The sequence below is a fragment of the Agrobacterium sp. NPDC089420 genome (assembly GCF_044900305.1).
GTDB lineage: Bacteria > Pseudomonadota > Alphaproteobacteria > Rhizobiales > Rhizobiaceae > Agrobacterium.
The window spans coordinates 253361-271462 of the sequence record NZ_JBJDMY010000003.1; the positions used below are offsets into that span (position 1 = coordinate 253361).

The following is an 18102-nucleotide window of genomic DNA, read 5'->3' on the forward strand; positions in this document are numbered from 1 at the left end:
CCCGCCTTTCCCCGTTCCCTTCATGCTCTGAAGACGCCGGTGACCAAGATTGGACCGGCGAGGAGATCTTGCGTGTCCGTAGAAACCGTACGCACCTCATCATCGCCGCCCGAATTTCGCGGTCCTGCTAAAACTGGCAGCACTGCTTTGGCAGGCCGGCGTCGTTGCGTTTGCCAAGATGACCCGGCGCTGGTCGTCGGCCTCGCACTTGCGTTCACCCGATAAGGACATGGCGCCGCCGCCGCCGTTCCTCTCATGCTCCTTGACCGGCTGTCCTACCACGCATGGTCCGGCGATCCAGCGTGCCGCCTGGTTCTCGACTGGCTCACCGAGAAAGCAAACGAGCGGCACGATCTTGCTGTCTCTCGCGACCATCATGCTTCTGCCCATCACGCAGGTCATGGGGAAATTGTTTCCGCTTCCGCGGCGTTCCCGGTGGAGGAGAACTGATGGATCGTCTGTCTTTTTTCCTGCTTCGGCGTCTGCGTCATGTTCAGCGCCGCGAGGTCCGGCGTCTGGCTGTCCGCAACGGTCTGCTCATGATGACCACCGCGATCGTCGAGGGCCATGTCATTGCGCGCTACCTTCCGGCCTTCGATCCCTCCCATCTGACGGGAGAGGTAGAACGAGACCGGCAGTGGGTCCGCGATCGTCTCGCTGCCTTCCTGATCGACACCCCGCGGGATGCAACCGGCCGACCGGACCTTTTGTCGGCGGCGCCTGTGTGGCCGGCGCAGCTCAGGCGACGCTCGGCCGAGAACGGCCCTGACGATGGGGCACTCGCCTATGCGGTCAGGGTTGTCGCCGAGGCGGGTGAGGTGATTGGCATCAAAACGATGGCCACGGTCCTTTTGCTCGCGGCGGCCATGGAGGAGTCCGGCGTCGAGTTGCGCGATCTGATCGCGTTTCTTCGGCAATCCGCCGGGGTCTTTTCCGTGCAGGTGTCGGTCGAGGGGTTCGAACGGGCACTGCCGCACCTTGTCGAAGATACTCCCTTCGTGCCATTCGGTCCGTATGTCGGCATGGCTGCTGATTTTACCTTCGTGGATGAGCTCTGGAGCTATGTGGAAGGCCAAGCCAAACGTGTCTTCCTGCAAATTCCGGTGTCTCAGACGTATCGCCCGAGTCGTTCGGCCATGCGCGCTCAGTTGCTTTGGGCCTTGGGGCATGGTTCGCCGGTTCTCGCCGTGGCTGAAGCCGACCACGGCGTTCCGGATCAAGTCGATTTGACAAGCGATGTACGACTGACGGGCGGAGGGATCAGTGTCACATTTCTCGCCGACTTGCTGGAAGCTGTCTACGGCGCCGAGGCGGTGTCGCGCCATGACAGGCTCATCGCGGTGATCGATGCGGGCGCCCTGACACTTGACGATCTCGCTATTGCCATCCGGCCCGGTCGGTCGATCCTGTCCAGTATTGAAGCGTTGGTGGGGCTTGCGGTCCATAATCGCGAAGAGCGGCACAACGAGAAGGACAAAGGCGAGGCCGCCTCTTCGCGGCGCCTGATTACCCAAAGCCCCAGTGAACGGGCGATGCAGTCGTCGCAAGACCGCAGCGGCAAGGGCGACAGCGCAGCTCCGTCAGCAGGTAATCGCAGATCAAAAGCCCAGCCGACCGGCGCAGAGGTTATCAATCCTGCGCCTGCAGATGGTGAGTCGCCGGGAGAGGGTCGACCGCCGCTGCTGGTAGAAACGCTGAGCGGTTACGGTGCAGCGAAAGATTGGGCGCTGGGTGTCAAAGCGGATTTGGTTGATTACCTCTCGGGCGATCTGGCCTGGTCCGACATGAGCACCAAACTTCTTCTTTCCGGACCGCCGGGAACGGGCAAGACGACGTTTGCACGCGCCATGTGCAACAGCCTTCAGCTCCCGCTCGTCGTGACGTCCGTTTCGACATGGCTCCAGGGCGAATATCTGCATGCCGTGCTTGACCGGATGTCGAACACCTTCGCGGAAGCGCGAGCGCAGGCGCCATGTATTCTCTTCATTGACGAGATCGATGGCATCGGAAAGCGGGTCTCGGCGTCGCGGCAATATGCCGACTACTGGAATTCATGCGTCAACAAGCTTCTGGAACTGCTCGACGGTGCGGTGAAAAGCGAGGGCGTCATCGTCGTTGGCGCCACCAACCGGCCGAACGAAATCGACGAGGCGATCTGCAGGTCGGGAAGGCTGGAAACCCATATCGAGATCCCGCGGCCCGACATCGGGGCGCTCGCCGGTATTCTCGCACATCATCTTGGTGCCGATCTGGACCTCGTCGCCAAATCGGACACTCAAGCCGGAGTTCAGCCATGACGAGGATCACTGAAAACAGTAGCCCCACGGACGAACTAGAGATCGTTTTCGACGACGACGATCAGCGCGATAACGAGGGCCAGCAGGAAGATGCAATTGCTCAGGCGCTTCGACGTCTAGCGACGCGGGCGATGGGTCTGACGGGTGCCGACATCGAACGGGTCGTCCGAGAAGCACGACTGAAGGCGCGACGTGAACAGCGGCGCCTGATCTATGCCGACATCGAATCCGGCATTCGCGGTCATCGGCCGCAAGTCCCCTACGACGTCCGATGGCGCTATGCGATCCATGAATCCGGCCATGCCGTTGTCCATTACGCCCTGCGTCTTGGCTCCATCAAAGGTCTGACGATCGATACCAAGGACGGCGGCCACAACGCGTTGACGTTCGCAACGAACACACCTCATACAGTGGACTGGTATGAGCGGCTGCTGGCCATGTTGCTAGCCGGACGTGCAGCGGAGCTTGTCGTGTTGAAGACGGTATCTGCTGGGTCCGGCGGCGCGGAGCAGAGCGATCTCGCTCGCGCGACACGCATTGCCCTCGACATGGAGCAGGCGCTCGGCTTCGGTGGTCGCTATCCGTTGCTTTATCTCGAACACAAGGATCCGACCGCGATCCTCAGTCGAGACGCCGAGCTGGCAAAGCGGGTTCACCAGCGTCTGGAGTTTGCGCAGGCCAGAGCCACGGAGGTGATTTTTGAAAATCGAGCGGCGTTTGACCGGCTGGTCCGTGGGCTGTTCGACGCCCAGGCGCTCGACGGCGACGCGGTGATGGACATCCTATCCTTCACCTCATAGACCTTCTGAGGACATGGGAGGTCAAGATGTCTGCGGCGGTCATCGCTCACTGCGACTGGAGTATCGACCGGAAAAAGCGGTGGATGTGCGTCGCCGTCCGAGAGGCCACGAAATGGATCTTGTCGGCGCCAGAGCCTGTCGGCGAAACGAGAGACCTCATCCCTCGGCTTCGAAGGCGTGCCAAAACGGACGCCGCGCTGCTGATCGGCTTCGATTTCCCGATCGGCCTGCCGGCTGGCTATGGCAAAGCATTGGGTCTCGCCGACTTCCGCTCGGCGTTGAAAGCCTTTGGTGCCGGGCGCTTTGAGCGGTGGTTCGATGTCGCGGAGCATCGCAGCGACATCGCTATCGATCGTCCCTTCTATCCCATGCGGCCGGGCGGGACGCAACGCCTGCACCTGTTCGATGCCTTGGGCGTCGGAAGCGGCCGTGAGCTTCTCCGCCGTTGCGAGCGTGCAACGGCGGATCGGGGCGACGCTTGCATGTTGTTTTGGACTCTGGGCGGGAATCAAGTCGGAAAGGCCGCCATCACTGGCTGGCAGGAGATCATCATACCGAACCTTTCAGAACTCACTCTATGGCCTTTCGACGGAAGCCTTGCTGAACTCATAAAACCCGGAGCGCCTGTCGTCGCTGAAACGTACCCAGGAGATGTCTACGGGCAACTTGGCATTCTTCGGCGCCCCGTATGGAGCAAGCGGCAGCAAGCCGGCCGCATCCGTGTTGGAGATCATCTCCTGCGATGGTTGGCCAACCGGCCGCACATTAACGGTGAGGCGCTGGAAGCGACGATCGCCGATGGGTTTGGCATAGACAAGACCGGGGAGGATCGTTTCGATGCCGTCGTTGGCCTGCTCGGAATGCTCGACGTCGTCGACGGGCGCCGCGCGGAAGGACCGCCAGACGATGATGACGTTACAACCTGGGAAGGTTGGATACTCGGCCAACGGGCGTGAGGTTCGCGGACCGACTCGCGCAACCTGAAACAACGTGATGTCGGTTGCCGGCAGCCTGAAACAAATTGCGCTCATTTGATTCAGACTGATGGGCGAACGATTCCAAGTCCCGGACTGACGTTTCGATAGTTCACGCCAACGATTCCAAACCGCAATATTTCGATTCACAAATCTGAGTGGGAGGCTCCAGACATCTCCACTTGGCATCTGCCCGCTAAGCCTTGACCCCGATGGCTTGCTGGCAACTTGTTTCGACGTGCGCTCAACGCGAGTCAAATTGCGCTCATTCGATTCAAAGCTCCGGAATTCCGATTCAGAACACAATGATTCCGTTGCCGCGACAAACGGCTTGCGCCGGTCCGCCGGTCCTCTGACCATGGAAGTGCCATCCATAACAACACGGGGGAGCGAGACATGACACGACAGAGTGACGGCGAGCGAAAGGCGAGGCAGAAGGAGCGGCAACAGCGGCTCCGAGATCGGCATCGGGCAGAGCGACGCCCGGATCGCGACGATGTCGCGCGGGCGATGCTGTTCTGGACGATCACCAGCTATCTCGAACAGAGGCGACCGGACTGGATAGAAGAGTTGGCCGACGCCGTTGTCGGGGTTCTCGTCGACCAAGGATTTGACGAGCGGGCAGCGGACGAGGTCTTCGATGATCTCGTTGATCGCTACGCCCGCGACGACCAACCCTTCCGGCGCAAGGTTCACCTGCAAGGCTGAGGCTCTCGATCTGCTCAGCTTGTTCACCAGCTTTTTGCAAACGGCGTTCTCACAAGGGGACTTCGTCCCCCCGTTACTTCATGAAACGCCGTTTACAACTGAATCGGTTTTTTCGGAGTCCGCCGAATTCATGCCCGGTCAGTTACCAGAGATTAATCGCCATCACATAGCCCGCGTGCCCCGCATCCGCGGGAAACGCAACAACAGCTATGTGAATGGAAATGAACGAATTTTCTGCGAAAACTTTTCAACGCAAGATCGATGCCTTCTGCCAGCTCCGTCTCTCGCCAATGCTGGAGATCGAAGAGTTGCATCGATTGCGGGACTACCTCCACACATTCATCCAAATAAGACGGCCAGCGCCTCGAAGCGACGGGGCGACCGATTGGAACCTCCTCGCAGCGGTTTCCGGCGTCGATGCCAAAGAACTCGCCGCGAACGCACGTCAGATCGATTTTGCCCTGGATGCGATCGCTCGGTGGATTCGGGACACTCGCCTCGCCGCAGACGCCGCGAAGCCTGAAGCGCGCGCACCGGCGAAAACGTCGAAGAAGAATGTGGCGCCGCCGGCGGTCGTCCGAGTGGCGCCGCGGGTTCAAGCACAGCCAGGGAAGTCGCAGGCTCAAGGCTCGTCGGCAGACCGCGGCAAGGTCGAGTTTCCAGAAGCCCTATTCGATATATGGGAAGATCCGGCCGATTTCGCGGAGGCCTTGCAACTTCATCTTCGCCGCCACGGAGAAACCTACTGGACGCTTTATCGCGGCATCATCGGCGCAGACGATTTGACCGACAAGAATACGCTGTTGAGCTGGATTGAAGGTCGGAGGGTACCGCGCAGCACCGAGAGTTTCCACGTGCTGTCACGGATCGAGCGGCGCTATCGGCTGCCGGACGGCTACTTCAAGGCCAAGCTTCCGCACCCGTCACGCTCCGCTTCGGGTTTCAACCTTTCCGGGATCGAGCCGTCGGAGCGGCGCCGGCTCGCGTGGCATCTGCCGGAGGATTTTAACGCCCTACCGTTTCAGAAGCGCGAAGAGATCATCGACTGGGTTCGGCGTGTTATTATCAGCGGGTCGACCGACTACAGAAAGTTTCAGGCGGCCGCCGCCAAGCAGCGATATGCCATCCGGTTTCCAGGCGTCTCCTATGGCGGCCGCGCACCGAGGGATGGGAAGATCCTCGTTCCCGCAAACTATGAAGAAACATGGATAGAAGATCCCGACCTGCTGTCTGGAGTGATCGAGGCGCCGCCGGCTTTGGCGATGGAAATGGCCGACCTGGTGCGCTTCAAGACGTCGGCTCTCACGTCGGTTGGTTTTCAACGGAACGGTGTCTGGGGTGAGGAGACGGCGTCTCAGAAGATCGAGCATCTTGGGCTCATGTTCGGCGCGCTTGCCGCAGCCAAGGATGGAGAGGTCAGAGGAAACGGTGTTCCGCTGCGGCAACTGACCTTCGGCCTGTTGCTCTTCCCCGGCGTCTGGGACTGGTATCTGCAATGGCGTGAAACGCGGCGGGGCTTTTATACTGCGTGGGAGGTCGACATGCTGCGGATTGCTCTGGCGATTACCAAGGAAGACACCGGGTGGCTGCGTCAGCATCCTGAACTCCTCGCTCGCGTCCAGCCAATCGCCGGTCTCGTATCGCAAAATGAAATCGACTACGCTCATGCGGATTGGCATGGTGCCTGCGACGACTTCCACAAACATGCTGCTCATCGCGTGAAGGAGATCCAGCGGATTGCTCGCGTCCACCGCGATCCGTTCGAGCCGATCATGCCGGTTCTCGAGGCGGCAAGCCCTGTCGGCGAGTACCGCAAGATCACCGAGGAGATCATCCGACTGATGCCGGATGAACATCGTTATCCTCGGCCGGCTGCCGAAGCCGTCCGCGCGTTTCTGATGTTGAGAATGGGTTTGCATCTCGGGCTTCGGCAGAAAAATCTGCGCCAGCTCATGCTCTGCCCCAAGGGTCATATGCCACGTTCGGAGCGTGTTCTGGAGAAGATGAAGCGCGGCGAGATCCGTTGGAGCGATCGCGAGGGTGGTTGGGAAGTCTTCATTCCGGCGGTCGCGTTCAAGAACGCGCACTCATCCTTCTTCGGCGACAAGCCATTTCGCCTGGTGCTGCCGGATCTCCTGGATTTGTACCAACACATTGATGCTTATGTCGAACGACATCGGTCGGTGCTGCTACGCTCGGCCGCCGATCCCGGTACCTTTTTCGTCAAGACCGTCAAAACCACCAGTACCGATGCCGCTTACGACGTCACAACATTCTATGAGGCATGGCGCCTGACGATCCAACGCTACGGCATTTACAACCCGTATACAGGGCGCGGGGCGATCAAGGGACTATTGCCGCACGGTCCTCACAATGTGCGCGACGTACTTGCGACCCACATCCTGAAGCAGACCGGCTCTTACGAGCAAGCGAGTTACGCAATCCAGGACACGGCCGACATGGTCGCCAAGCACTACGGGCGTTTCCTTCCCCAGGACAAGGCGGCGCTAGCCGCCCGCATCCTCAACCAGGTCTGGGAGGCCGCGTAAGCCAGAGAGGGACGTCGGAAATTATTTCCGGCGTCTCGCCTCGTTCTTGGCCTCGCGCGCCCAGGGCGGCGGCAGCCGGTTCTCGATCCACGGCAGCAATTTGATGGGCCTCGGTTCGATGCCGGAGGTGATGATTGGATATTTGCTGAGAGCATCCCGCATCAACGGCAGGCCTGCGGGGTTCGTATAGCGGGTGTTGGTTTCACTTCCCTCGCTGAGGCGTCCGGAAATATCGTCGATAACTTCCGGAGATACGCCAGCTTGCTTCAACGTGTCAGCCATGCCGTGCCGCAGCGCATGGAGAGTGCGATCCCATAAGTTCGCCCCTAAGGAGCGTTTCATGATCGGGAGGAAGACGTCGTAGAACCGGTCACCCAGATCATTCATCGTCTTGTCTGAAATGAGGTCCGGGAACACAGCTTCATATCCCAGTTCTTTGAGTGCGATACAGTAGTCCATGAAGCCGAGGCGGATCATCTCGTTAGGAAGTGGCAGCACGCGGTTCGACTGCTCGTTCTTCAGGCGTCGAAACTGGTTCGTCCTCACCATGAGAACCAGCCCCTGATCATCTTCAGCGATGTCATCCAGAGCAAGTCCTGCGAATTCTAGTCGGCGTCCACCGAGATAGGTGAGTAGAATCGGCAGGAAGTAGGCCGCATCGTGGAAGACGTGCGGGCCCGGCTTGCCTCGGCCACGCTGGTGGTTAAGCGCGCCGGTGTAGATCGGTGAGGAGAAGACTGGTTTGACTTCTTCCGGTGACGGTTTGTGCTGCTGTCCACGAATAACGCCAAGCTTCGGCTTTTTCGGCCTCAGTCCCTCGAAGCTCCAATCGTCGAGCTCAAACCCATGCCCGCGGACATGCTTGAGGAAGTGGTTGAGGTTTCCGAAGTGCTTGCGAATGGTTGCAGCACTCAAGCCCACGGCCGCCTCCGTGCCCTCCGTCTCGGCCTGCTCGCGTAGCTTCTCCCCTTCTGCCCGTAGCTCGGGTGCCGACATCGCCCTCATTCTGCCGCTCTGTCCCCAGCGTACCGGAATGTCGTTGAAGTGCTGGCGCAGCTTGCCGAGGTGGTATTGGCTGATCTGACCGCTGTGCTCGATGCCGTATTCTTCAAGCACGCTCTTGAACATGCGAACCAGAGCGCGGGCATCACGTGCCGTGCTGTCGTCCCATGCGTCCTTCATGTTCTTGACGAGTTGTTCGCACTCAGTCTCGAAGTCCGCGACTTGGATTACGGGTCGGGTCCTTTCCTCAATCGGCTCTCTGACGGCGGCGGCTTGCGGCAAGGGAGTGAGATCAAGCGTCAGGATCGGCGGAGCTTCGAGTGTGCGGGACGCCACAATGTCATCGGCGGGAGCCTCGATTACCGAAGGCGGCGGCGTCGTGTTTAGGGGGGAACCTTCGGCGGCGACAGGTTGTGCCCTCGAAGCCGAACCGCCAGTGAGTTCGCTGAGGTTGCGATCGGCGAGCGGATGCCTTTCCGCGACGTCGAAGAGCGCCGCTGCCCGGCCAGTAAAATAGGCCTTCATAGCCTTTTCTTCATTGAGCGGGTGCGGGTCGATGTCGAAGAGGTACATCAATCTTCGGATGCCCTCCTGAAAGCCGCGTGAGTTCGCCTCTTGCAAAAGTTCGAGATAGTTGGAGTTGATCGCAAACATATGGGAGGCTGGCACCCCTTGTCCCCGGAGATAGGTGAAGCCGGGGCAGTCGGGCTTGAGTGACAGATGGTGGCGGAGCCCGAACATCCCCATCAGGCGATAGGCCCAGCCATTTTCAAGATCTATTTCCAGCTCTGCGATGTCGGCGGGACGGCCGTAGCGCCGCGCAGCCGTCGAAACGTCTTCTAGATGCTCAAGCATCATGTCGCGTTCGTGTTCGCAAAGCTTTTGGAGCTGCGCCTTGGACATCGGTTCCTTCAAATTCATCTTCAGCTCGGCCAGCAGCGTGTTGAGCTTGCGACCGATCACCTGAGCCTTTTTATGATCCGAACAGTGAAGGCTCAGTGAAAGCCGGCTGCCGGGTCGGCATTGCTGGAAGGTGTTCGGAATGCGCGCACGCCAATAGAAGATATTGCCGCGGCGGGTGAGATTCTCGACGTCGTGGCGGACCGCCATGAGGTGTTTGCCCTTGCCTGCCACCGGCGCTGCCGCCGCGCATATTTCGCGTGGGCATCACCTGTGGGCTACAGTTCTGGGCATCAGGTCGCCATTGATGCCAAAACGATATCCGGCACGACTGGAAAATCAAGGAATTAAGGGTATTTAGGGAGAATTGGCTGGGGAACCTGGATTCGAACCAAGATCGACGGAGTCAGAGTCCGCTGTTCTACCATTGAACTATTCCCCAAAAGCCTGAAGCGCGTGGCGCTTTTGCTTTGGTGGGTCGTCATATAGATGATTTATTCCGGGGCGCAAGTCGAAAAAATCGAAAAATGCTTTTTATCCCGCTTTTGCCTTTCGTCTTCGGCTCAGAGCCGTGCGCGGGTGGAGCGCGGGGTGGAGAGCAGCAGGCTGGTCTCGCTGCCGGTGATGCCGGGCACCAGGCGGATGCGGCGCAGCACCGCGTCGAAATCGCTGAGCGTGGCGGCGTTGAGTTCCACGATCAGGTCCCAGCGGCCGTTGGTGGTATGGATTTCGGATATTTCCGGAAAGCCGCCAAGGGTGCGGATGACGCGGTCCGTCACATGGCCTTCAATCTCGATCATCATGATGCCGCGGATCGCCGCCTCCACGGCGTCGGCGCGCAGGATGACGGTGTAACCGATGATGGTGCCGTCATTTTCCATTCTTTCGATGCGCGAGCGAACCGTCGCGCGCGAGGTTTGCGTCTCCACCGCCAGATCGGAAATGCTGCGTCTGCCATTGTGTCGCAGAAGGGTCACGAGCCGCTCGTCGAGAATATCCATGGATAACCATTCTGATAAATAGATTTTATCAGATCGATAGCTCATTTCGATAATCTTGCCAATATTTTATGTTCATTCAGCCATGTCTCCATGCTTTAGTGAGTCTGTCGGTTGGGAAAGCGAGGACGGAAATGGATATCAGGCTGATCGGGGCGCCGTTGCAGATCGGAGCAGGGCAATTGGGATGCGAAATGGGACCGAGCGCCTATCGCATCGCCGGCCTCATGCGCGCGCTGGAGGAGCTGGGTCACCGGGTTGTGGATACCGGCAATGTGACGCCGGCGCCGCTCAGGGAATTTTGCCACCCCAACCCGGCCGTGCACCATCTGGCCGAAACGGTCGCCTGGACCGAGGCGCTGACGGAGGCGGCCTATCGCGAGAGCGCCAATGCCGTGCCGATCTTTCTTGGCGGCGACCATGCGATTTCGGCGGGAACCGTGGCCGGCATGGCGCGCCGGGTGGCAGAGACCGGCCGGCCGTTTTTCGTCCTCTGGCTCGACGCCCATACCGATTATCATACGCTGGAAACGACGCGCAGCGGCAATCTGCACGGTACGCCGGTCGCTTATCTCAGCGGGCGGGCGGGTTTTGCCGGTTATTTTCCGCCGCTTTCCCATGCCGTGCCTGAAGACAATATCGGCATGATCGGCATTCGCAGCGTCGATCCCGCCGAAAGGGCGGCGCTGGAAGAGAGCGGCATTACCGTTCACGACATGCGTTCGATAGACGAACATGGCGTAGCCGTGCTGCTGCGCGAGTTTCTGGCGCGGGTTCAGGCGGCGAACGGCCTGCTGCATGTCAGTCTCGACGTCGATTTTCTCGAACCGTCGATTGCGCCGGCCGTCGGCACCACCGTTCCGGGCGGGGCGACATTCCGCGAAGCGCATCTGGTCATGGAAATGCTGCATGACAGCGGGCTGGTCTGCAGTCTCGATCTGGTGGAACTCAACCCGTTTCTCGATGAGCGCGGCAGGACGGCGACGCTGATGGTGGATCTTGCCGCCAGCCTGATGGGCAAGCGGGTGATGGACCGCCCGACACGGGCCGGCTGAGAAAGGGGCTTGCGATGACAACGATACCGAACCTCAATATCGTCCCCTTCGTCAGTGTCGACCATATGATGAAACTCGTGCTGCGGGTGGGGATCGACACGTTCCTGAGGGAACTCGCCGATGTGGTGGAAGAGGATTTCCGCCGCTGGGAAAGCTTTGACAAGACGCCGCGCATCGCCTCCCATTCGAAGGAGGGGGTCATCGAGCTGATGCCGACCAGCGACGGCACGCTGTATGGCTTCAAATACGTCAACGGTCATCCCAAGAACATGAGGGAGGGCCGCCAGACGGTGACGGCCTTCGGCGTGCTTTCCGATGTCGGCAATGGTTATCCGCTGCTTCTGACCGAAATGACCATCCTGACGGCGCTGCGCACCGCCGCCACCTCGGCCGTCGCCGCCAGGCACCTTGCCCGCCCGAATTCCCGTTGCATGGCCGTCATCGGCAATGGCGCCCAGAGCGAGTTCCAGGCGCGCGCCTTCAAGGCCATTCTCGGCATCGATACGCTGCGGCTTTTCGATATCGACCGGTCGGCCAGCGAAAAATGTGCCCGCAATCTTGCCGGGCAGGGGTTCGCCATCGAGATTTGCGAGAGCGCCGAACAGGCGGTCGAGGGTGCGGATATCATCACCACCGTCACCGCCGACAAGCAATATGCGACGATCCTGACCGACAACATGGTCGGCCCCGGCATTCATATCAATGCCGTCGGCGGAGATTGTCCCGGCAAGACGGAATTGCATCGCGATATTCTGCTTCGCTCCGATATTTTCGTCGAATATCCGCCGCAGACCCGTATCGAAGGCGAAATCCAGCAATTGCCGGCGGATTATCCGGTGACCGAGCTCTGGCAGGTCATAACCGGCGAAAAACAGGGGCGAGCAGGCGACAGGCAGATCACGCTGTTCGACAGTGTCGGCTTTGCGACGGAAGATTTCTCGGCGCTGCGTTATGTGCGCTCGAAACTGCCGGGCACGGGGCTTTATGCCGAGCTGGATCTCTTGGCCGATCCTGATGAGCCGCGCGACCTGTTCGGCATGCTGCTGCGTTGCGAGGCCGCTCTCGCCTGAGCCGCGCTGCCGGCCGGCCTATCGCATTTCCCGGCGTTGTCTGCGCGCGACCACATGTTCCCGCCAGATGGTGAAGAGACCGGCGGCGATGACGATGGCCGCGCCGATGACCATGTTGGACGTCACGACCTCGCCATAGATGGTGACGCCGATGATGGAGACGAGCACGAGCTGGTAATAGGAAAAAGGCTGCACCGAAGCCGCATCCGCCAGTTCGAATGCCTTGATCAGGCAATAGTGGCCGGTCATGCCGGTAATGCAGAGCGCCAGCATCCAGCCCCAGTCATAGGGTTCGAGGCTGACCCAATAAAACGGCCCCACCAGCGTCAGCGCTGCCGCGCCGGCCACGCCGGTGTAGAAGAAGCTCGTCATTGCCGTGTCGCTCCTGCTGCCGAGGCGGGTGAGCACGCCATAAAGCGCCAGCATGAAGGCGGCGATGAAGGTTATGATCAGGCTGTTGTCGAAACCTTCGCCGTCGGGTTTGAGGATGACGAGCACGCCGATGAAACCGACGAAAATGGCGCACCAGCGCCGCCAGCCCACCTGTTCGCCGAGCAGCGGCACGGACAGTGCCGCAACGATGAGCGGCGCGGAAGCGATGATCGAGTGGCTGTGCGCCAGCCCGACGATGGCGAAGGAGAAGATCGAAAAGACGATCTGGACCGCCAGCAGGACACCGCGGCCGATCTGCAGCCAGGGGCGGTTGGCCATGACGGCGCCCCGGATGCCGCCCGGCGATCTTGCGGCCATCAGGAGAACAAAGACCGCGAAGGCCCAGTATCGCAGCATGGCGACAAAGACGGGCGGATAGGCGCTGCCAAGGTGTTTCGAGATGCCATCCTGCGCCGCAAAGATCGTGAAGGCCACGAGCGCATAAAGAAAACCGGTCTTGGGTGATGGCATTAAAAAACCGCTATCCGGCAATTGCCGGCAAAGGAGGATTCGGCGTGAATGAGATGGGCACAACCATATGGTATGGCCATACCTTGTCAGACAACCTTATTTTCCGAATAGCAGCCATGTAAGGCCGGAAACTGCCTTTCTGGCAGGCAGATCGCCGACGGTTTGCCGCCGGCATTTTCCACTGCAAGCTTCTTCACCAACCCTGGGGTCTGGCCCCGGGTATTGATGAGAGGTTGAAATCTTGGGTCCTCTGATCAATCCCAAGGGTAATGTCGAGGCTGGTGACATATCCCCGAAAACCGGCCCGCCTGCCGGGCGGGGTCCGGTTCATGGTGTGATTTCCGCGGTCCTCAGCCGATTGTCACGGCCGTCTTCGACGTTGCGGATTTCAGCGCCGCATCGGCCAGCTTCAGGGCGGTAAGCCCGTCCTTGATGGATGGCGACGGAGCGACGTTGTTTTCGATGCTGTCGATGAAGGCGGTGATTTCCGCCGCATAGGCAGCCGTATAACGCGTCATGAAGAAATCATGCAGCGGCGGGCGGGTATAACCTTCGGCATTGGCGATTTCGATGGACACCGGCCGCTGGTTTTCGGCCGCTGCCGAGCCCAGTGAACCGTGTACCTCGATGCGCTGGTCGTAACCATAGGTCGCGCGGCGCGAGTTGGAGATGATCGCCTGCCTGCCGCTCTTCGTCGTCAGGATGATGCTGGCGCTGTCGAAGTCGCCAAGCGCGCCGATTTCCGGATTGACGAGAACGGAACCGGTGGCGAAGACGCTTTCCACTTCCTCGCCGAGCAGGAAACGGGCCATGTCGAAATCATGAATGGTCATGTCGCGGAAAATACCGCCGGACACCTTGATGTAGTCGGCGGGCGGCGGGCCGGGGTCGCGGCTGGTGATGGTGACCATTTCCACCTTGCCGATGCGGCCATCCTCGATCGCCTTGTGTACGGCCTGGAAATGCGGATCGAAACGGCGGTTGAAACCGAGCATCACCTTTGCGCCGGTTTCCTCGACCACCTTGGCGCAGGCTTCGGCGCGGGCGACATCGAGATCGACGGGCTTTTCGCAGAAAATCGCCTTGCCGGCCCGGGCGAAACGTTCGATCAGGTCGGCATGAGTATTGGTCGGCGTGCAGATGATGACGGCGTCGATCGTCTTGTCGGCCAGAACCTCATCGATCGTGCTCACCTTGCACTGCGCCTCGCGGGCGATGGCTTCCGCAGCACCGGCCATGGCGTCGACAACGGCCACCAGCTGCGCACGGCTGTCGGTGGTGATCGCCTTGGCGTGGACCTTGCCGATCCGTCCAGCGCCGAGCAGTGCCAATTTCGTAACCATTTTTCCTCCGGTTTCTCATACCCGTCTCACTCCCGGAGAGACAGAATATGAATGCAAGCAATGTTTCGATATGGAATATATGTTCCATTTTGCTAGATCGACACGGCAGACCTGTCAAGCGTTTTGACGACGGACCGGGTGGTGGAAATCGTTCCGTCGAAGCGCTGTCCGGGGATGTCGGATTTGTCCGGAAATATGTCGGCAGACCGGGCGTGCCGGCTATCGAGACTGAGCCGGGGGTATCTGCACCGGATTCTGGGGAAGGGCGTAAACCTCGACCGGGGTTTCGAGGCCGCGCAGCAGCCAGGGACCGAGATTTTCCAGCTCTTCCCGGTTTCCGGCCATGCGCACGAATTCCTCGGAGAAAAGCACGGTGCGTCCGGTTTCCTTCGTCAGCGTCTCCAGCCGTGAGGCTATATTGACGGCGGGGCCGATAACGGTGAAATCGAGCCGGGTCTTGGAACCGATATTGCCATACATGACGTCGCCGACATGCACGCCGATGCCGTAACCAAGGGGATCGTGGCCTTTTTGCCGGTTGATCTCGTTAAGCGCAACGAGGCCCCGCTGGGCGCTGGCAATGGCCTTCAGCAGGTTTTCGCAGGCCTTCGGATCGGTGAGCGGGAAAATCGCCAGCAGCCCGTCGCCCATGAATTTCAGGATTTCCCCGCCGAACTCCTCGATGGGCGCGCACATGGCGTCGAAATAACCGTTCAGAAGCTCGATGACGTCGTCGCGCGGCCAGAGGTCGGAAATATGGGTGAAATTGCGCAGGTCGCAGATCAGGATCGCTGCGCCCACCGTCATGCCGCTGCCGCGTGTCGTGGCGCCATTGAGGATTTTTTCGCCCGCATGTGGACCCACATAGGTTTCCAAAAGGGTGCGCGTCATGCGGTTTTTCAGCCGTATCTCACTCACCAGCGCCAAGGCCGGCATCAGGTTTTTCAAGGCGAGGACTTCCGCGTCGGTAAAGCCGCCGGGCCTGTCGCTCGAAAATGTCGCGACATGGCGCTTGCCGAAGGTGTGTTCGATAGGCCATGCGCAATAATCCGTCAGCCCCTCGGCCCGCAGCTCTTCATAGATCGTATAACCGGCTTCATCGATCCCGTCGCCATTCAGCCGATGGCGGATTTCGGAAGCACCCTGATGAATGTCGTTGATGGGGCTGTTGAGATATTCGGGCGTATTTTCCGAGCCGTAACCATAGGTGGCAATTTCGGCGGAGGCCATTCCGGCTTTCCACAATATCCGTGCGCCGAGCCATTGCGGATGGCGAATGCGGAAAGCGAGCGCCCCGCGTGCGACGGAAATTCCGCTGGCCCGCAGCCTGTCGCACAGCTCCACGAATATCTCGTCGATAAAACGTTCATCCTTGGTGCCGGTGACGAGCCAGTCGAGAATCTCGGTCTTCTCCGCCGGCCACAATCCATCCAATACGGAAGCAACCCGTTCTTCGGTGTCGAGGCTTGGTGTCATGGCAGGCTTCCGGAGGTTGTTGCTGCTCTCGCACGGGCGCAGCCATGCCGGACATGGTGGCTCGTGAACCCCATGTGGTGCCGGATAACGAAAATGTTAAGAGAGCGCTGCGGAAAATCTTCCGGACGGCCGTGGCGGCCTCAGCCCACGCGCGCCGCCCGGATGTTCCTGTAAACATCGTCCCCGGCGGCGCTGGGTTTTGTCGTGATCGCTACGAATGATCAGATAACGGTTTCGACAGGAATATGCAGTGCGGCGGCAACGCGCCTGATGCGCAGCGGATCGCTGTCGGTGCCGTCTTCCAGCGCGCGTATTTCGCTGGTGGTGAGGCCGCAGGTCACGGCAAGCTGTTCGACCGTATAGCCGGCAAGATTGCGCGCCGTCAGGACCTTCCTAGCGAAAGGAGCATCGGTTTCGTGCTCGGAATCGGGTTGTGAGACTGAAATTGTCATTATTGCATCTCCCTCAGAATGGACACTTAAATGCGGACGGCAAAGAAAAGTTGCCGGGACCGAATGCGACCGCGTTGCCGGAGAAGAAATCGTGTTGCAACGCAGCGAGGAACATAGCCGCTTCGTCGACCTACGCAATAGTTAAATTTTGTTAAGATTCGTGATCGGTGCAGTCCTGCGGCAGTCGCCGGCGGCAGAACGGCCGAAAAGACCGTCATTTTCCGGTTTTCCGCAGGTCCGCTCCGCTCATTCGACGTTAAAGCATGCCCCAGGCGCGGAAGCGGCCGCGACCCGTGACCTCCCGCAATTCCAGCTGGTTGGCAAGGCCGATTGCACCTTGCGGCGTCGTGCCGAGCTCCTTGACGATCATGGCAGCCGAGACGACCGGCCGCGAGACCACCAGCTCCACCAGTTCCGGCAGGCGTGAAGACGAACGCCGGCCGGCCAGTTTGCGCAGCATGCGCTCTCTGGCATGGGTCAGCCGGTCATGTTCTTTCATGCCGGCCTGCGCCGCTTCGTAAAAGCTGTCCAGCAGGGCTGCGAGGCGCTGCGTCTGGCTTCTGGCGTGCCGGCGCTCGCGCGGGACGATGCGAAGACCGGCGCTCAGCGCCGGCAGATGATCGGGCGTGACAAGGCCGTCGCGCAGCAGAGCGGAGGTCAGAAGCCGGCCGAGCCAGGGGCTGCGCTGCAGCACCTCGATCATGTTCCAGGCGTCGAGCAGAATGGCCGCGCGAAGAATGGTCGGCAGTTCTTCCGTCCGCGCCTGCACATCCCACCACTCTTTCAGCCGCTCGTCCTCGTCCCAGTCCGGTTCGCTGATGAGGGGATGGCTTTCCTCCCTGTGTATCGTCGGAAGCGCATCGCCGGCAGTGATCGCGTTGAGCGTTGCGGCGCTGCGCGCCAGAAGCGCGTCCAGCTCGGAAAAGGCGCCATCCAGCGATGGTTCTCCCGCCGTGTCGGCCTCTTGCTCAGGAGCCCGGCCGGCGGTCTTTTCGGGAAAGGCTGCGTCGCTGACGGGGATGGCGGCCCTGCCGCGCAACCTGGAAAGCCCTGGCGCGGTGAAGGCCCAGCCGGTGGCGTTGGAAAAGATCAGCCGCCTCGAGCGGAGAATCCGGTGCGCCGCCGTCATCTCGTGAGTCGGCGCGCGCACATCCATATGGGCGTCATGCAGGACCAGATCTTCCATGTGGACGAGTTCGCCATCCACCCACATGGAGGAAATGGCGTCGGTAAAATCCTGCCTTTCGATGAAGCCGCGTCGCATCGGCGAGCGGCTGATACGTTCGTCCAGCCGCGCCAGTGCTTCGCCCGCACGGGCGGCGGCGATGAGAAGCTTTTCGATCTGGATGTCAGCTATATCATAAATCATTGATATTTTTTAGTTTGAGCAGGTCTGGCTTACAAGGCGGATTGCAATGGTCCGGGTCTGCTTTTCCCGCTATCATCGCCGCGATCCTGCTGTGCAAACCGGTTTGAAGGGCCGGGAATCGTGACGATGCGGGCCGTTATCGCTGTTCTTGCCGTCCTGTTGCGTTGCGGCATAAGCTTGCGCATTGCAACATGGCGGGTATATAC

At 60.2% G+C, this 18102-nt stretch carries 15 protein-coding genes and 1 tRNA gene; 7 read left to right on the top strand and 9 right to left on the bottom strand.

Features of this window, described 5'->3' with window-relative positions:
• Positions 1-99 precede the first annotated feature (99 nt).
• Positions 100-402, bottom strand: a complete 303-nt coding sequence (locus ACI2KA_RS05895) for a hypothetical protein (protein WP_404500106.1) — start codon at positions 400-402, stop codon at positions 100-102.
• A 47-nt stretch (positions 403-449) separates the two neighbouring features.
• On the opposite strand from ACI2KA_RS05895, the gene ACI2KA_RS05900 reads away from it, so the two are divergent.
• From ACI2KA_RS05900 to ACI2KA_RS05920, 5 genes are all read left to right on the top strand, one after another.
• On the top strand, positions 450-2297 hold the full coding sequence (locus ACI2KA_RS05900) for an AAA family ATPase (RefSeq protein ID WP_404500108.1): 1848 nt from the start codon (positions 450-452) through the stop codon (positions 2295-2297).
• Positions 2294-3097, top strand: coding sequence for an ATP-dependent Zn protease (locus ACI2KA_RS05905; RefSeq protein WP_404500110.1), 804 nt, complete (start codon positions 2294-2296; stop codon positions 3095-3097). The genes ACI2KA_RS05900 and ACI2KA_RS05905 overlap by 4 nt, the downstream gene beginning before the upstream one ends.
• Before the next feature lie 26 nt (positions 3098-3123).
• Entirely contained in the window at positions 3124-4053 is a 930-nt protein-coding gene (locus ACI2KA_RS05910) for a DUF429 domain-containing protein (protein WP_404500112.1), read from the top strand.
• A gap of 414 nt (positions 4054-4467) precedes the next feature.
• Positions 4468-4779 (top strand): hypothetical protein, encoded by a 312-nt coding sequence (locus tag ACI2KA_RS05915; RefSeq protein WP_222016719.1) that lies wholly within the window; start codon positions 4468-4470, stop codon positions 4777-4779.
• Positions 4780-4994: 215 nt separating this feature from the next.
• Entirely contained in the window at positions 4995-7328 is a 2334-nt protein-coding gene (locus ACI2KA_RS05920; protein ID WP_404500114.1) for a hypothetical protein, read from the top strand.
• A 21-nt stretch (positions 7329-7349) separates the two neighbouring features.
• Here ACI2KA_RS05920 and ACI2KA_RS05925 read toward each other — a convergent pair whose 3' ends face one another.
• The 3 genes from ACI2KA_RS05925 to ACI2KA_RS05935 form a co-directional block, all read right to left on the bottom strand.
• Positions 7350-9464, bottom strand: a complete 2115-nt coding sequence (locus ACI2KA_RS05925) for an integrase (RefSeq protein ID WP_404500116.1) — start codon at positions 9462-9464, stop codon at positions 7350-7352.
• 134 nt (positions 9465-9598) lie between these two features.
• Positions 9599-9672 (bottom strand) — tRNA-Gln (locus tag ACI2KA_RS05930).
• A 121-nt stretch (positions 9673-9793) separates the two neighbouring features.
• The gene (locus ACI2KA_RS05935; RefSeq protein ID WP_404500118.1) at positions 9794-10231 is read right to left on the bottom strand and encodes an Lrp/AsnC family transcriptional regulator; all 438 of its coding nucleotides are present in this window, start codon (positions 10229-10231) and stop codon (positions 9794-9796) included.
• Between the two features lie 131 nt (positions 10232-10362).
• Between ACI2KA_RS05935 and rocF the strand changes: the two genes are divergently transcribed.
• Positions 10363-11283 (top strand): arginase, encoded by a 921-nt coding sequence (gene rocF, locus ACI2KA_RS05940; RefSeq protein WP_404500120.1) that lies wholly within the window; start codon positions 10363-10365, stop codon positions 11281-11283.
• Positions 11284-11297: 14 nt separating this feature from the next.
• Positions 11298-12353, top strand: a complete 1056-nt coding sequence (locus ACI2KA_RS05945) for an ornithine cyclodeaminase (RefSeq protein WP_404500122.1) — start codon at positions 11298-11300, stop codon at positions 12351-12353.
• Positions 12354-12371: 18 nt separating this feature from the next.
• Here ACI2KA_RS05945 and ACI2KA_RS05950 read toward each other — a convergent pair whose 3' ends face one another.
• The 5 genes from ACI2KA_RS05950 to ACI2KA_RS05970 all read right to left on the bottom strand — a co-directional run bounded on the left by ACI2KA_RS05950 (position 12372) and on the right by ACI2KA_RS05970 (position 17896).
• Positions 12372-13256: a DMT family transporter gene (locus ACI2KA_RS05950; RefSeq protein WP_404500124.1), complete on the bottom strand. Its 885-nt coding sequence runs from the start codon at positions 13254-13256 to the stop codon at positions 12372-12374.
• A gap of 350 nt (positions 13257-13606) precedes the next feature.
• The gene (iolG, locus tag ACI2KA_RS05955) at positions 13607-14599 is read right to left on the bottom strand and encodes an inositol 2-dehydrogenase (RefSeq protein ID WP_404500126.1); all 993 of its coding nucleotides are present in this window, start codon (positions 14597-14599) and stop codon (positions 13607-13609) included.
• 219 nt (positions 14600-14818) lie between these two features.
• Positions 14819-16075, bottom strand: a complete 1257-nt coding sequence (locus ACI2KA_RS05960) for an adenylate/guanylate cyclase domain-containing protein (RefSeq protein ID WP_404500128.1) — start codon at positions 16073-16075, stop codon at positions 14819-14821.
• 221 nt (positions 16076-16296) lie between these two features.
• Entirely contained in the window at positions 16297-16527 is a 231-nt protein-coding gene (locus tag ACI2KA_RS05965; RefSeq protein ID WP_404500130.1) for a multiprotein-bridging factor 1 family protein, read from the bottom strand.
• A 256-nt stretch (positions 16528-16783) separates the two neighbouring features.
• A complete protein-coding gene (locus tag ACI2KA_RS05970; RefSeq protein ID WP_404500132.1) occupies positions 16784-17896 on the bottom strand; it encodes an RHE_PE00001 family protein in 1113 nt (370 codons plus the stop codon).
• Positions 17897-18102 lie beyond the last annotated feature (206 nt).

Excerpts from the sequence above, each read along its gene's own strand:
- ACI2KA_RS05895 (WP_404500106.1), bottom strand. The coding sequence starts at position 402 with ATGACCTGCGTGATGGGCAGAAGCATGATGGTCGCGAGAGACAGCAAG.
- ACI2KA_RS05900 (WP_404500108.1), top strand. The coding sequence starts at position 450 with ATGGATCGTCTGTCTTTTTTCCTGCTTCGGCGTCTGCGTCATGTTCAG.
- ACI2KA_RS05905 (WP_404500110.1), top strand. The coding sequence starts at position 2,294 with ATGACGAGGATCACTGAAAACAGTAGCCCCACGGACGAACTAGAGATC.
- ACI2KA_RS05910 (WP_404500112.1), top strand. The coding sequence starts at position 3,124 with ATGTCTGCGGCGGTCATCGCTCACTGCGACTGGAGTATCGACCGGAAA.
- ACI2KA_RS05915 (WP_222016719.1), top strand. The coding sequence starts at position 4,468 with ATGACACGACAGAGTGACGGCGAGCGAAAGGCGAGGCAGAAGGAGCGG.
- ACI2KA_RS05920 (WP_404500114.1), top strand. The coding sequence starts at position 4,995 with ATGGAAATGAACGAATTTTCTGCGAAAACTTTTCAACGCAAGATCGAT.
- ACI2KA_RS05935 (WP_404500118.1), bottom strand. The coding sequence starts at position 10,231 with ATGGATATTCTCGACGAGCGGCTCGTGACCCTTCTGCGACACAATGGC.
- rocF (WP_404500120.1), top strand. The coding sequence starts at position 10,363 with ATGGATATCAGGCTGATCGGGGCGCCGTTGCAGATCGGAGCAGGGCAA.
- ACI2KA_RS05945 (WP_404500122.1), top strand. The coding sequence starts at position 11,298 with ATGACAACGATACCGAACCTCAATATCGTCCCCTTCGTCAGTGTCGAC.
- ACI2KA_RS05950 (WP_404500124.1), bottom strand. The coding sequence starts at position 13,256 with ATGCCATCACCCAAGACCGGTTTTCTTTATGCGCTCGTGGCCTTCACG.
- iolG (WP_404500126.1), bottom strand. The coding sequence starts at position 14,599 with ATGGTTACGAAATTGGCACTGCTCGGCGCTGGACGGATCGGCAAGGTC.
- ACI2KA_RS05960 (WP_404500128.1), bottom strand. The coding sequence starts at position 16,075 with ATGACACCAAGCCTCGACACCGAAGAACGGGTTGCTTCCGTATTGGAT.
- ACI2KA_RS05965 (WP_404500130.1), bottom strand. The coding sequence starts at position 16,527 with ATGACAATTTCAGTCTCACAACCCGATTCCGAGCACGAAACCGATGCT.
- ACI2KA_RS05970 (WP_404500132.1), bottom strand. The coding sequence starts at position 17,896 with ATGATTTATGATATAGCTGACATCCAGATCGAAAAGCTTCTCATCGCC.